Consider the following 14,258-nt stretch of genomic DNA (forward strand, 5'->3'; position numbering starts at 1 on the left):
TATTCTGTTTTTATACGTTTGAATGTTCATTTCGTTTCATAAATTTGAGAAATAAAGATATTCCATTTGAGGAAAACTATTAATGAATTGACTTTGCGATTTTTAATGGATTTAATATTCATATAACACTTGCATGCAGGAAAGGAAAATCCAATGTACATTGAATTCATTGCCACAACGATAGAAGATGCCCTTATAATCGAAGAATCGGGCGCAGACCGAATCGAGCTTGTCAGTTCTTTAGCCGAGGGTGGATTAACTCCAAGCCACGCCCTGATAGAAGCTGTCGTCAATTCAGTGAAGATACCAGTCAACGTGATGGTAAGGCCTCATAGCCAATCTTTTTGCTATACGCAAAAGGATTTGGAAATCATGAAAAAAGATATCCAAATCATTCGATCACTGGGAGCGAACGGGGTCGTATTAGGTGCATTAAATGAAAAAAATGAAATCAATCGACCATACCTCGAAGAACTATTGACCGTATGTGAAGGTTTGGAAATTACATTCCACCGAGCCATAGATGATACGCACGACCCTGTCATTTCAGCTGAAATGCTAGCAAAATATCCAGAAATCACTACGATATTGACCTCAGGCGGGCATGGGGATTTCCCTAGCCGCATGAAAACGATTCAACAAATGAAAAGAGTCTGCGGCGACATAGCCATACTGGTTGGAAGCGGATTGAATAAGGATAATATCCTTTCTATCCATTCCGAACTGCATACCGGTCACTATCATTTCGGTACGGCTGTTCGAAAAAACAACAGTATCATTGAAGGAGTTACATTAGAAAAAGCTAAAGAAATCGTAAACTTGCTAAAGAAATAATGTTGGAAGGGACCATTTAACCGGTCCCTTTTGTTTGTCTGAAGGTCCCTTTTTATGATGCAGAGCTTTTTTTTTGTAAAAAGACCGAATCTCAAAACCAAAAAAACAGTGCCGCTGAAAGGCTGATTGCATAGTAATTCTTTGTAGTCAAAATATCCATGCTGAAGTCAAAATTAAGCACCGAACTATAAACGAATACGGCCGGCAAAGAGAAAAAAATATAAAGGCAAAAATAGTTTAAACTGAATTTTTTAGGATGTTTATTGAAAAGGACCTGTACCGGAACAGCAAATAATAAATACGGGATGACGATATAAAAAGAAAACACAATAATGCCAATCCCCCCCCAGGTATCTAGGCTGAATATACCAACACCGTCGAAAGCGACAGACAGGAAGAAACTAGACTAAAAAAATAATAAGGAATCACATCGCTTAGCTCCGATACCTTTTGACTCATTTTCCAAAGTTCCATGTAAACCGACACCTCAAGATGACTTGGATTTTTTCATTGCTCGATTTCCTCATTTTGTTGCATAAATTTGATTTTTGAAGGTCACGTTTTTTTCCCTAGTCATAACTTACAAGTGCCCCAAACATTTCTTTAGAGTGCTGGCCTGGTACCAATTACGACAGTGGCGTCCAGTTCTTCACACTTTACCATTTTTGGCATCATCCCGTATCCAGCAAAGATTTCAACGGTCTGCATCGCTTGCCGCTCACTCGTCTCGACTAACAAATGAGAGCCAGGTGCCAACCAAAGTGTTGCCGAGGCCGCCACCCTTCGCTGAACATCAAGCCCGTCTGCCCCGCCGTCCAATGCCACCCTCGCCTCATGCATGCGCGCTTCATGGGGTAATAGACCGATTCCCTCAGTGGGGACGTATGGTGCGTTTGCGACCAGGACGTCAACACGTCCCCGTAAATTTGCTGGAAGCGGTTCATAGAGGTCCCCTTCGTATACCTGACCATTGATTGAAGTGACGTTACGACGGGCGCACCGCACCGCGGCTGGGTCAATGTCGACTGCGTACAACTCGATACCTTCGAGAACATCGCCAACCGCGGAGCCAACCGCACCCGTGCCGCAGCACAAGTCCACTACGACTGCTCCTGGCATAGCGAGTGCTGTCGCTTGGCGGACCAAAAACTCGGTCCGTCGGCGGGGTACGAAAACTCCAAGATCAACCTCTATCCGGATACCGCAGAATTCCGCCCAACCGATGACGTGTTCAAGGGGCAAACCGGCTATCCGTCTATCCACCATCCCAGCAAGCTCGGCCGTTGTCCCTGCCTCGTTGATAAACAGGCGGGCCTCTTCCTCGGCGAAAACACAACCTGCGTCCCTAAGTTTAGTGACGATGCTTGTATAAATGGTATCTCCATTAAAAGCCGCCACTTTACTTCGATCAACATCATTGATTTTCCCGAGGTTAAAGTAGTCATGCCTAAATTCCATAAGTTTCCCCCTATTCTCTTTAATTCTAAATATTCCCATAATCATAGTATACAACTTCTTAAACTGACCGTCCCTTCCGCTCCAAAATAAAAAGGTTGCCGCAGCAACCTTCCATCTTGAAATTTCTCAACCTTGAGATTTAATTTTTGTTAGCATCAGCAAAATGCCCCATCGCATCACACATGAATTTTGCCAATCCTTCACCGTATTGATCGATATTTTTGGTGAAGCGTTGATCGTCCACGTACATTTGACCCAACCCTTTGAAAGCATCCAGCGAGTATGTGCCGAAGTTATTGTTCAAACAATCATACCATTCTTTAATGGCCTCTTGTGCCTCCTCCGACTTAGGCGAAGCATCTCGGATTGCCGCAAGTTTTAAATAGATCTCCGATACAACTTTCTGTGCATCTTTGGACATGCCCGCCACTTTAGCCTTCGACTCATCGACAGCTTTATCCCCCCAAAGCTTGCGAGCTTCATCTTCATATGGATTCTGACTGAAGTCAAATCCTTCAAACTTCTCTTTATTCGTCATCTGAATTTCCCCTTTCATATGCTTGATCGATTTTTCGACCGTCTTAATTAATTTATCGAGCTGACTGCGTTTCTCCAGTAACATTTTTTGATGTTGCTTTAACGCATCTTGTTTATCAAACGAAGAGCTGTTTACCATTTGTTTTATTTCCTTTAATGGCATGCCAAGTTCCCTGAAAAACAGGATTTGCTGCAACATCTCAAGATTATCATTCGAATAAAGGCGATAACCTGCATCGGTTATTTCCTCCGGCGATAATAACCCGATTTCATCATAATAATGCAGTGTCCGCACACTAATGCCAACCAAATCGGCTAGCTCCTTCACTTTCATTGCCACTGCTTCTTACCTCCTTTCGATATCATTTACATTAAGGTATCACGCAACGTCAGAGTCAAAGGAAAAATGAACATTTCCCGCCCAAATGTAAAAGACGATCCTTCCTAATGAAGAATCGCTGTTAGTAGAGTTCACTCTCTGTAAAAACTTCGGATTAAAGCCAAATCCAATTTACGTCCGCTATTGATGATCATGCACTATGTAGTAAATTTCCCATTACTCGTGAGTTTTACGCTTTTACTCGTGAATTTGGGCTTTACTCGTGAGTTTCACGCTTTTACTCGTGAGTTTCACGCTTTTACTCGTGAATTTCACGCATTTACTCGTAAGTTTGGCGCTTTTACTCGTGAGTTTTACGCTTTTACTCGTGAGTTTGGGCTTTACTCATGAATGAAACATCCTTCTATCTCCAATGATCAGGAATTCTTAATGAGTGAGGTAATTTTGTCTTCGTGTCGCCTTTAGCCGAGTTAATCTGTGCTTGTGTGATGAAGAAACTGCCGGTGAGATCGGCACCGCTTAAATCAGCGTCCCTAAAGTCTGCACCGATCAGGTCCGTCACTCTCATGTCGGCTTCCCTGAGGTCGGAGGCAATAAGCAAAGCCCCTCTTAAGTTCGCTCCCCTAAGGTCTGCACCTCTCAATTTTGCACCGATCAGGTCACTTCCCCTACCTATTTTGTTCGGTTTTTTCTTATTTTTCTTAAATGGAACCTTTGCACGTACCATTTCACTTGTGCGCAGAAGTAAATCGTTAACGATCATTCTATGATCTGGTACATTCAGGTCCATGATAGACTTTGGACTTTGTTTAGTGAGGTATTCCGTGTCTTCAAAAGCGGCCTGCAATTCCCGGTGAAGAGGTTGCGCATCTACTAAATTAAGTGCTTCATTTAAGTAGCAAAGCATTTCATGCAGTTGTTGCATAATTGGAAAAACTTCGAACATTCCCTTTGCTGATGCGGGGTTGTCCCTCCAGTCGTTGCCATCATAGGTAAGCTGGGATACCTTTTGACCGGCACCGAAGCATTCATATACCGTGCAGCCTTTATACCCTTTTGCTCGGAGATTTTCATGGATGCCGCAACGATAATCGGATTGAAGGTTTGAACATGGTGTACCTCCATCTTTATCAAATGCAAAATCAGCAGACTTTGCATATGGCAATGCTACACAGCACAAACCAAAACAATTCTCACAGTCTGCACGTAATTGATTATGGATACTATCGGTATTCGTTACTTGCATTCTTACACTTCCTTCTATAAAACACTGGCTCTGCCTTTTTTAAAATCAAAAGTTTCATAAAGTATATTTTTTTGTTTTCATTTTATCAAAAAAACCAATTAATCTATATATTAACAAAATACAAATAAACAAGAAATCTGAAATTAATCATTAGAGGGAAGCAAGTGATTTCCATAATCATGTTATACTTTATTCAAGATTACGGTACTCTAGGGGGTGTAGGCATGTATCCTTTTGGTGGCGGGAAAAATAGGGAGACAAAAAAAGAAATGCAGGATTGCAACTACACGTTGGATACAGAAGGAGAAATGGACGAAATGTCTTTTCGGATCGCAGGAGTTCTTCGGTCAACGTCCAAAGAGATCATCTTTTTATGTATTGGCTCAGATCGATCCACCGGAGATTCATTCGGGCCTTTAGTAGGGACGATGCTAAGAGAAAACCAAGTCCCTTATCATGTCTTCGGAACACTCGCAGAACCTGTTCATGCCCTTAATTTGAAAAGTGTTTTGAAAGAAATAAAAAAGCAATTCAAAAATCCTTTTATTTTTGGCATCGATGCTTGTTTGGGCGGTTATCATCAAATCGGTTCTATCATTCTGACAAAAGGTCCTTTTAGCCCTGGTGAAGCGATGAATAAACCCTTACCTGAATTGGGTGATTATCACCTAAAGGCCGTCGTAAATTATTTAGACCCCCTTTTGCCCAAACAATCTCTAAATGATACAAGGCTGGATACTGTCATGAATCTGGCGAAGATTACCACAAGAATCATTGTTAAAAGTTTAAAATAATTGGAAAACCCCAATAAAGCCTAAGCTTTTTCGGGGTAAACAATGAAATGCATAGTCTTGAAGGACATTGCTATCATCATGCTAAACCTGGATCATTAAAGTAAATAACTTCTGAAAGAATCTTATTGCCCTGAATATTACAGAAAACGTCCCTTGCTGCTTGTTCTGTTTCAAATTCATACATTACAATATCTCTGCTTTTATAGAGTGTGATGATCCACATTGAAATCCTCCATTATAAAATATCGATTTGCCGATCTGTACGATAGGGTAACCATTCTTTTTACTAAATGACTCCCAGGATTATCGCCGCTATTGTCATGACCGTGACAGTCCCTAATGCCCATTTCACGGCAAACCGCTGTAAATCACCGAAGTCAGTGCCAACTAAACCTATTAGCAAATGTGCTGCAGCTACCAAAGGACTCAATACGTGTATCGGCTGCCCTATTAATGAAGCGCGCCCTATTTCTGCCGCGCTAATTCCATAAGCATCAGCGGCTTGTGCGATAATCGGAAGTACGCCAAAATAGAATGCATTATTTGACATAAAGAAAGTAAAAGGAGCACTGGCATACGCAACAATAACCGGTAAAAATGGTCCGAAAGATTCCGGGATAAAAGAGACCAACGTAATGGCCATTGCATCAATCATTTTCGTTCCAGACATGATGCCGGTAAAAATCCCGGCTGCAATGACAATTGAAACGACGGCCAAGGCATTTTTCGAATGAACGGCGATTCTATCCTGCTGATCTTTCAAATCAGGATAATTGACCAATAACGCGATGGCGAAAGCAATCATGAATAAAATGGTCAAAGACATAAAATCAATGATTAATGATGCCATGAGCACAATCGTTAAAATGAAGTTGAACCAGACCAATTTCGGCCTGCGATAATCACGGGAAACCGTTGTTGCCGCTAACTCGGAATTGGCCTCCGAGTTTGTGTGATTATGCTGGATCTCCACTACGCCCAATCTCTTTCGTTCCCCTTTTCCCAATATAAAAGCCACGACAAGAACCCAAATCAGGCCAAATCCCATGACAGGAATCATTGGCAAGAACAATTCCGATGCGTCAAGGTTCAACGATGCCATCGCCATGGCGGAAGCTCCCCCCCATGGTGTCATATTCATTACACCCATGGATAGCATCGCTACAGTGGCTAATATTATTTTGTTCATGCCCAGACGCTTATAAAGGGGTAAAAGCGCTGAGACAGTAATGATGTAAGTAGTTGTCCCGTCCCCATCCAATGCGACGGTCATTGAGAGAATAGCGGTTCCTACAACTATTTTTAAAGGATCTCCTTTTACTATTTTCAATATTTTAGAAATAAGCGGATCAAATAAACCGGAATCTATCATTATTCCAAAATATAAAATCGCAAACAAAATCATTATGGCAGTTGAAGCTATCCCTTCAACACCCTCCTGCATCATGGGTCCCAGCTCTGTAAAAAATCCTCCAATCACTCCAAATATGATGGGAACGAGCATAATGGCCACTAGTGCCGATAGTCGCTTTGACATAATTAAATACATGAATACTGCAATCATTGAAAATCCTAAAATGGATAACATCTTCAAGCCCCCTTCTGTTTATCACCATCTTGTTTTGATAGCGCTTTCTTTAGAGACTATCATCCATTAAGCCTTAATCACATATAAAGAAAGTAATAAGAGTTTTTTTCATTTTTTTCACGCCTAAAAAAGAAAAAACCCCAGTTGATGAAAACGAATTTCATCAACTGGGATTTACATGTGTTTTATTTTATATTTTCTTTCGGGCCTTCCGACACTTCCGTATAAAACCTCAACTTCCATTTCATTACAGGAAACTAAATACTCCAGGTATCTGCGCATGGTTGAATAACTAATTCCAACAAGTTGACCTAGTTCATCCGCGTTTAAACTGCCATTGATGTTTTGAATCTTGCTTCTGACCATTTTCAGGGTATGTTTGTCAATTCCTTTGGGAAGAGAATCTATTTGGACATCATTTGCTGTATTTGAATTACTTATGGTCCGAAAAAGAGTATCCACTTTATCTTGATTTACTAAATTGCTATTATGCAGCTGCCGTCTCGTCATGTCGTATTGGTTGAGCGTCGCAAGAAGCTTATCGATAATGATCGGTTTTATAAGGTAACCAAAAGCCCCTCCCCTAATCGCTTCACTGACTGTTTCGGTATCATTCGCGGCGGTGATCAGAATTACATCAATTCCCCGGTATTCCCTCCTAATTTCCCGAAGAAGGTCAATTCCATTCATATCAGGTAAAAAGATATCCAATAAAATTAGGTCTGGTTGTGCGGCATGCAGTATATTCAGTGCTTGCTTGCCTGTACTGGCTGTAGCAATGACAGTAAATTGATCTAGTTGATTCGTAAATTGTTTATATATATTCACTGCATTCTCGTCATCTTCAACAATGACAACTGTAATCGGTCCTTTGGACATTCTCACGCCTCCTTTTCTGCTTTTATATCCTTCGGGAAGACGAGTGTAAATCTTGCTCCGCCCAAATAACTGCGATCAATATAAATTTCACCGCTTAAAAGACCAATGGAGTTTTTCACAATGGCCAAACCGATCCCATGATTTTCCCCATCTTTAGTCGTATAACCATCCGTAAAAATAATATCCTCCATTGCATGAGGGATACCAGGACCGTTATCCTCGATATCAAATATGATTTCGTTTCCTAAATCCGTAAACGAAACTTTGACCTTTCCCTTATTTTTGTTCTTTTGCCTTGCTGCCTCCATCGCATTATCGATGATATTACCAATAACGGAAACCAAGTGATGGGAATCCTCAGGTTTTAATGAACTGTTTAAATTGCTTTCTTGCTCTATTTCTAAGATAACCTGCAATTCTTTTGAACGGTTTATCTTTCCAAGTAAACAGGCAGCGATTAAAGGGTCTTTTACCGATGACATAAGAAACGAAATGATATCTTGCCTCTCTCTCACTTCAGAAGAGATGATGTTCATTGCCCTATCATACTGTTTTAAACTAAGTAATCCATAAATGGTATTTAATTTATTTAAAAACTCATGATTTTGTGCCCGCATATTTTCTGAAAAGGCCTTGATTTCTGAAAATTCATCTGTTAATTGTTCAATTTCGGAAACTGTCCTTATTGTTAAAACGATGCCCCTGACGTCCTTATGATTTAAGATAGGGGATAAATCCAAAATGTATAGCTGTTGGCCTAAGAGTAACTTACGATTGAACTGTCCTTCTTTTGTGCTGATTACGATTTTGATAAGTTTTTCTAAATGTCCATTTACAATCCGCTTTCCCACCATAAGCTGATGATCATGAAACAATTCACGTGCTCTTTTATTCATGGAAGTAACCTGTTTTTCAATATTAATCGTAATGGTAGCATATCGGATGGCATCAAGTGTCGCTTCCCTTTCTTGAAAAAGAAAAGAAATTTCCTCAGGCTCCAGACCCAAAATAAGCTTTTTTAAGCGTCGCGCTATAAATATTGCCCACACGATCCCTACACTGATTGGGATAAGTGACAAATGAATAATCTTCATTTTATAATTGGATAGCTGATCTTGCACATTCTCTACCAAAAACCCTACAGATGAAACACCGATAACTTCCCCTTTATCATTCCAGATTGGCGCCTTAGCCTTAATCGCTGGTCCCGATATCCCATTTCCTTGATAAATAATTGCTTTGTGTTCATTGAGTACAGCATCATTACTAGTAGCCGTGGGCTTTCCGATATATTCTGGATTGGGATGAGAGTATCGCAGTCCTTTATGATTCGCAATGGTTACATAATCGGCCCCTGTTGTTTGACGTATCAGTTCAGATGCGGGTTGAATCACCTTTGAGGGCTGTTCATCGTTAAATCCCTGGATGATCGTTGGATTTTGAGCCGCTAATTTGGCAACCGTCATTGCTTGCTTACCCATATGGTTTTCGACGATGTCTTCCAGCAATGTAGAGAATAGAATGCTCACAAGTAAGGTACTGATGAAAACTACGAATATGATAAGCAATGTCATTTGAGTTAATAAGTTCACTCTAATTTTAAACATCTACATTTATACCCTAAGCCTTTCCATATTGATTGCTCATACTTCTATAAAAAATTAATGATTGAGACTGGGCGGGGAAATTTTCCTTTACAAAGTTCACCTGGTTAATAGTTCTTCCCATTCTTCAAGCGAATGTTTTTCGGTCATGTGCTTATATGCATCAGGGACTTTTATCGAACACATAAGTTCGAGACTATTGCCATCGGGATCATTGAAATAGACGGAAGCGTTTCCTTGGTTCGGACGTACAAATGGTTCAATCGTTGTCCTTTTTCCAAAAGGGACGACTTCAATTTGCAAGGATTTGAGCCAAGTTAATGCATTTTTCATATTATCATAAGTTACCCGAAAGGCGATATGCCTTAGTGAAGGGTGGTATGGAGTTTGATATTCCTTCCCTTCCCATAAGCCGACCCAGCTTTTGTTTTCCTCGATCCAAAAGAAGGCAGTATCTTCATCCCTCCAAGCTAGCTTCAAGCCTATTTTCTTATAAAAATCCATGGAGATGTCCAGATTCTTGACTGGTAAATGGGCTTCATATAAACCTTCTATCATATTAGATTCTCCTTTCTTCTTTTAAGTAAACGAACTCTTTTGCAGGGAAAATATCTCGCAATTATCTATCCTCGGTTAGTTTAAAGGGAAGGTCCTTTCTGTGACAGCCGCTACCTCCCCCTCTTTTCACAATTAAAAAATGGAATGCGTTCTATTATATAGAAGGAAATGGATTTAAAGGTTCCTACTATAATGGAAGAATGTTAGCTTTTGACCCGAATCCGCACTAATTTCCTCATTAATCGAAATCCGTTCAAAACCGTTTTTCACCAAAACCTTTTGGGAGGCGATATTGTCACTTGTCGTTTTGGCCTGTATTTGCGTCACATTCAAATCCGGCGCCAGCTTCATCAAAAGCTTTAAAGCTTCATTCGCAATCCCTTTTTGCGTAAACGCTTCACCGATTCTATAACCGACATGAGCCGTACCCTTGATGGGGTCGATATCCACAAGATTAATCCTGCCGACGATTATGCCTGAACCATCCTTAATCAAATAAAAAGAGGAGATGGCCTCTTCTTGTTCTTTTAATAATTCCTTATGCCTGATTCCAAACGTTCCAAAGCTATAATAATCATCACCCCGTCCCGGGACCGTTTGTTCGAAAAACCTTCTATTATTGCATTCAAATGCAAATAACGCTTGTGCATCCCGTTCATTAAGCCTGTCAATGTATATATCCATCATACGTTCACCCTTTCAAAAAAACGCTAAGCATATATCATTCAAGAAAACAAAGGGCTTATCCTTCCTGATAAATAAATATAGAATATTCTTTCATTCAACAGTTTTTAGGCAGCATCCAGTACCTTTGTTAAAGAATCTATTTTTAATCATTCGATGGTACAAACAAACCGTTTATATCGATAACACTGTCGCATACTGACAAAATTTGATACCCTCAATACCATATCATTCCAAGTGCAAATGGAACCATCATACCTACTACCTTCAAAAAAATCCAAAATTATTGAGAATAAATCTTTTTACACACGTTGTATTAAATGTAAAAGCTTTTACAAAAAAACAAGGGGAATCATGTCATGAAGTCTACTGATAAAAATTTTATCGAGCGGTTGCAACGCCAAGAAGAAGACGCATTGGAATTTATAGTGGATACCTATTTGCCACTAATCAAGGGGGTCACATATAAGGTTCTCTCTCCTCTTAGGAACGACGGTGTCCTGGAAGAATGTATCAATGATATTTTTCTCTCAATTTGGAACCATTCGAAAAAGTTCCATGGGGATACAACAGATTTCAGAAAATGGATTTGTGCAATCGCTAAGTTTAAGGCGATTGATTACTACCGAAAAACCGTGATGAAAATGGAGTATACCTCAAGTTATACCGAGATAGATTCAGAAAAATCAGCAGAAGATGAATTGATTATATCGGAAGACAGAAAAGAACTGCTTCAGTTAATCGATCTTTTAGAGCCTGTAGATCGTGATATTTTCATCATGAAGTACTTTCTTGGTTTAAAAAATGAGGATATATCGATAAAACTCGGGTTGACCAAAGCATCAATCGATAATCGAATTTATAGGGGAAAAAAGAAGCTAAGTCAAAAAGCTACGAATCTTAAGTTAGGAGGCAGTGTCGTATGAAGGATATTTATGAATTATTAAATGATATAGACATAGACGAAACTGAATATAAGGAAATGAAAGTCACCGAACTAGAAAAAGCTAAAGTCAAAAAAACCCTAAAAAAATCAATAAGCAAGAAGAAAAAAATGAAACGTAGGCAAAAGAATGTTCTCGCTGCTTCGATTATATTCGGGTTATCCACCGCAACGATTGGATTCTCGTTTACCGCTTCTGCTAAAAGCATTCCTTTGATAGGAGATATTTTCAGCTATTTTAGTAATGCAAACTCAGGTCTCCCCGATGATATCAAGAATAATGGAAAGGGTCTTTATAGTGATTATAAGGCCTACTCTAACGAAATTGGCTTTAGCGAAGAAAGCAATGGCCTTACTTTCACGATAAATGACGCCATTTATGACGGAAAAACGGTAACCATCACTTATACTATTGAAAGCGAAGAAGATTTGGGTAACGGATCATTCTTCATTCCCAGCCCGAATATAAAAGAAATGAAAGCCCAAGGAGGATCGGATGGAAATTCAAAAGTAGCTGATAAAAAATATGTAGGATTATTTACGGTTAGTAACTTAGAAGATCTTAAAGTGGATAAGGTAAATATAGACTGGAATATAAACAGCATTAGTATTACCGACATGGAAAAAGAGATAAAAGGAAATTGGAACTTTGCTTTCTCTCTAGAGGCAACTGAAAGCAACGAGAAGGTCATCAATAAAAGTGTGAATCAACATGGAGTAAAAGTATCCGTCGAAAAACTATCGATCTCACCAATGTCCTTTGTGGTTGATTATCATCAAGAAGTGTCCGACTCAGTCAAAAACAATTGGGATGAAGCCTATGTGGAGTTGACAATTAAAGATGACTTAGGGAATGTATACGATGGTCAAGGTAACGGAGGAAGCGGTATTGATTCTTATAATATGAACTTCAGCAAAACATTTCAAAAAATCAATCCGAACGCTACAAAACTGATTGCGACACCACATGTAACATTACGTAATTTCACTTCAGAGAATCACGGAGAAGTAACCATAACGGAAGATGGTGAAGAAAAGGTGTCATCTTTCCCAACAAAACCGGGTAGTGCTCCAAAAGAGTTGGTATTGGATGATATCGTGATTGATTTGAAGAAATAACAATTTTACCTACAAGAGGTATACTGAACCCTAGATCCCAGAGTGGAGAAAGGTTCAAGTATATCTCTTTTTTGTGACTTCTTATTCAGTCCATGAATATGGATAAATACATGAATTACTTGAAAAGTCAAAAATAAATTATTTTCTTCTGGTAAAAAATCAGCGGATGATGTATCATAGGCTTCAGATATTTATTATTCTCATTTGGTTAATCGGAATTAGGAGGAATATATATGATTGGTTATGTGTTTTTAAATCTTGCCATAATGCTCGTTCTTTTAGGCGTTTTATTTTACATGAATAAGAAGCATATTTCCTTTACAAAAAGGGTCTTTACTGGACTTGGTTTAGGAATTGTATTCGGACTTCTTTTGCAGTATTTCTATGAACCTCAGTCAGAGGCGATCGTTAAATCGGTCGATTGGTTTAACATTGTAGGTTCCGGCTATGTCAAGTTCCTGCAAATGATCGTCATGCCGCTTGTCTTCATTTCAATCTTATCCGCATTCACAAGATTGAAACTGACTAGCAATATTGGAAAGATCAGTGTCCTGATCATCGGAATCCTGCTTGGAACGACTGCGATTGCAGCTGCTGTCGGGATCACCTCGGCAACTGTATTCAATTTGGAAGCCGTTCAAATTGAGCAAGGGGAAGCGGAGTTAAGCCGCGGGGATCAAATATCGGAAACATACGGTACGATTCAGGATAAAACGATGCCGCAGCAAATTCTTGAATTGATTCCGTCCAATCCGTTCCTTGATTTAACGGGTGCACGTCCGACATCAACCATTTCCGTTGTAATTTTTGCTGCATTTCTTGGGATTGCCTATTTAGGAGTCAAAAGGAAACAACCTGAACATGCTGATTTTTTTGCTAAAATAGTAGATACATTGCACAGCATCATCATGCGCGTAGTAACATTGATCCTGCGTTTAACACCTTACGGGATCTTGGCGATCATGACGAAGACGGTAGCTACGAGTGATTTGGATGCCATCCTGAAATTAGGGAAATTCGTAGGTGCCTCATATGTGGCCCTGATTGTCATGTTCCTCATCCATTTGCTATTGCTGATGCTTGCAGGATTGAATCCAATCGTATATTTGAGAAAAGCTTTCCCAGTATTATCGTTTGCCTTCACTTCAAGAACAAGTGCTGGCGCTCTGCCATTGAACATCCAAACACAGAAACAACTAGGGGTGTCCGAAGGTATTGCCAACTTTGCCGGATCCTTCGGCTTGTCGATCGGTCAAAACGGCTGTGCCGGAATCTATCCGGCCATGTTAGCGGTCATGATCGCTCCAACGGTTGGGATCAACCCGCTAGACCCTTCCTTTATCGCCATGTTGATTGCCATCGTGGCCATTAGTTCATTCGGGGTTGCAGGTGTAGGCGGAGGAGCAACATTCGCTGCCATCCTCGTATTATCTGCAATGAACCTGCCAATCGCCTTGGCCGGCCTGTTGATTTCCGTCGAACCATTGATCGATATGGGAAGAACGGCCGTGAATGTCAGCGGAAGCATGACTTCCGGTATTCTGACAAGTAAAATAACGGGTGACCTGGATAAAGAACAGTTCAGCGAAGAAACATCTTTGAAAATTGAAGCTGAAATGTAAAAGAAAAAAGCATCGGACTTCCTGTCATGGGAGGTTCGATGCTTTTTTACAT

The 14,258-nt window shown here is 40.0% G+C and carries 15 protein-coding genes; 5 read left to right on the forward strand and 10 right to left on the reverse strand.

The window, feature by feature from the left end:
* Nucleotides 1-153: 153 nt before the first annotated feature.
* On the forward strand, nucleotides 154-834 hold the full coding sequence (locus NYE65_RS06155; RefSeq protein WP_034309543.1) for a copper homeostasis protein CutC: 681 nt from the start codon (nucleotides 154-156) through the stop codon (nucleotides 832-834).
* A 91-nt stretch (nucleotides 835-925) separates the two neighbouring features.
* On the opposite strand, the gene NYE65_RS27180 is transcribed toward NYE65_RS06155, so the two are convergent.
* The 4 genes from NYE65_RS27180 to NYE65_RS06170 form a co-directional block, all read right to left on the reverse strand.
* On the reverse strand, nucleotides 926-1,162 hold the full coding sequence (locus NYE65_RS27180) for a UPF0715 family protein (protein ID WP_445670402.1): 237 nt from the start codon (nucleotides 1,160-1,162) through the stop codon (nucleotides 926-928).
* Nucleotides 1,163-1,437: 275 nt separating this feature from the next.
* Nucleotides 1,438-2,232 (reverse strand): putative protein N(5)-glutamine methyltransferase, encoded by a 795-nt coding sequence (locus NYE65_RS06160; protein ID WP_340862096.1) that lies wholly within the window; start codon nucleotides 2,230-2,232, stop codon nucleotides 1,438-1,440.
* 199 nt (nucleotides 2,233-2,431) lie between these two features.
* Nucleotides 2,432-3,169 (reverse strand): MerR family transcriptional regulator, encoded by a 738-nt coding sequence (locus tag NYE65_RS06165; protein ID WP_063590329.1) that lies wholly within the window; start codon nucleotides 3,167-3,169, stop codon nucleotides 2,432-2,434.
* Between the two features lie 403 nt (nucleotides 3,170-3,572).
* A complete protein-coding gene (locus NYE65_RS06170) occupies nucleotides 3,573-4,415 on the reverse strand; it encodes a pentapeptide repeat-containing protein (RefSeq protein ID WP_340860043.1) in 843 nt (280 codons plus the stop codon).
* A 224-nt stretch (nucleotides 4,416-4,639) separates the two neighbouring features.
* Between NYE65_RS06170 and yyaC the strand changes: the two genes are divergently transcribed.
* Nucleotides 4,640-5,209, forward strand: coding sequence for a spore protease YyaC (gene yyaC, locus NYE65_RS06175; RefSeq protein ID WP_328177552.1), 570 nt, complete (start codon nucleotides 4,640-4,642; stop codon nucleotides 5,207-5,209).
* 76 nt (nucleotides 5,210-5,285) lie between these two features.
* Here the strand turns inward: yyaC and NYE65_RS06180 are convergent, their stop codons facing one another.
* The 6 genes from NYE65_RS06180 to NYE65_RS06205 form a co-directional block, all read right to left on the reverse strand.
* Complete coding sequence (locus tag NYE65_RS06180) at nucleotides 5,286-5,432, reverse strand: hypothetical protein (protein ID WP_170946924.1); 147 nt, start codon at nucleotides 5,430-5,432, stop codon at nucleotides 5,286-5,288.
* A gap of 63 nt (nucleotides 5,433-5,495) precedes the next feature.
* A complete protein-coding gene (locus NYE65_RS06185) occupies nucleotides 5,496-6,797 on the reverse strand; it encodes a CitMHS family transporter (RefSeq protein ID WP_098186253.1) in 1,302 nt (433 codons plus the stop codon).
* 174 nt (nucleotides 6,798-6,971) lie between these two features.
* Nucleotides 6,972-7,676: a response regulator gene (locus NYE65_RS06190; protein WP_328177550.1), complete on the reverse strand. Its 705-nt coding sequence runs from the start codon at nucleotides 7,674-7,676 to the stop codon at nucleotides 6,972-6,974.
* 2 nt (nucleotides 7,677-7,678) lie between these two features.
* A complete protein-coding gene (locus tag NYE65_RS06195; protein WP_328177548.1) occupies nucleotides 7,679-9,283 on the reverse strand; it encodes a sensor histidine kinase in 1,605 nt (534 codons plus the stop codon).
* Between the two features lie 96 nt (nucleotides 9,284-9,379).
* Nucleotides 9,380-9,838, reverse strand: coding sequence for a VOC family protein (locus NYE65_RS06200; protein WP_340860044.1), 459 nt, complete (start codon nucleotides 9,836-9,838; stop codon nucleotides 9,380-9,382).
* A 174-nt stretch (nucleotides 9,839-10,012) separates the two neighbouring features.
* The gene (locus NYE65_RS06205) at nucleotides 10,013-10,522 is read right to left on the reverse strand and encodes a GNAT family N-acetyltransferase (protein ID WP_268591966.1); all 510 of its coding nucleotides are present in this window, start codon (nucleotides 10,520-10,522) and stop codon (nucleotides 10,013-10,015) included.
* 359 nt (nucleotides 10,523-10,881) lie between these two features.
* Between NYE65_RS06205 and NYE65_RS06210 the strand changes: the two genes are divergently transcribed.
* The 3 genes from NYE65_RS06210 to NYE65_RS06220 all read left to right on the forward strand — a co-directional run bounded on the left by NYE65_RS06210 (nucleotide 10,882) and on the right by NYE65_RS06220 (nucleotide 14,206).
* Nucleotides 10,882-11,448, forward strand: a complete 567-nt coding sequence (locus NYE65_RS06210) for a sigma-70 family RNA polymerase sigma factor (protein ID WP_340860045.1) — start codon at nucleotides 10,882-10,884, stop codon at nucleotides 11,446-11,448.
* Nucleotides 11,445-12,584 carry a DUF4179 domain-containing protein gene (locus NYE65_RS06215; protein WP_340860046.1) on the forward strand — a complete coding sequence of 380 codons (1,140 nt, stop codon included), beginning with the start codon at nucleotides 11,445-11,447 and terminating at the stop codon, nucleotides 12,582-12,584. Before NYE65_RS06210 ends, NYE65_RS06215 begins: the two co-directional genes overlap by 4 nt.
* A 233-nt stretch (nucleotides 12,585-12,817) precedes the next feature.
* A complete protein-coding gene (locus NYE65_RS06220) occupies nucleotides 12,818-14,206 on the forward strand; it encodes an L-cystine transporter (protein WP_063575366.1) in 1,389 nt (462 codons plus the stop codon).
* The last annotated feature ends 52 nt before the right edge of the window (nucleotides 14,207-14,258 follow it).

It is taken from the genome of Peribacillus sp. FSL R5-0717 (assembly GCF_038002945.1).
GTDB lineage: Bacteria > Bacillota > Bacilli > Bacillales > DSM-1321 > Peribacillus > Peribacillus frigoritolerans.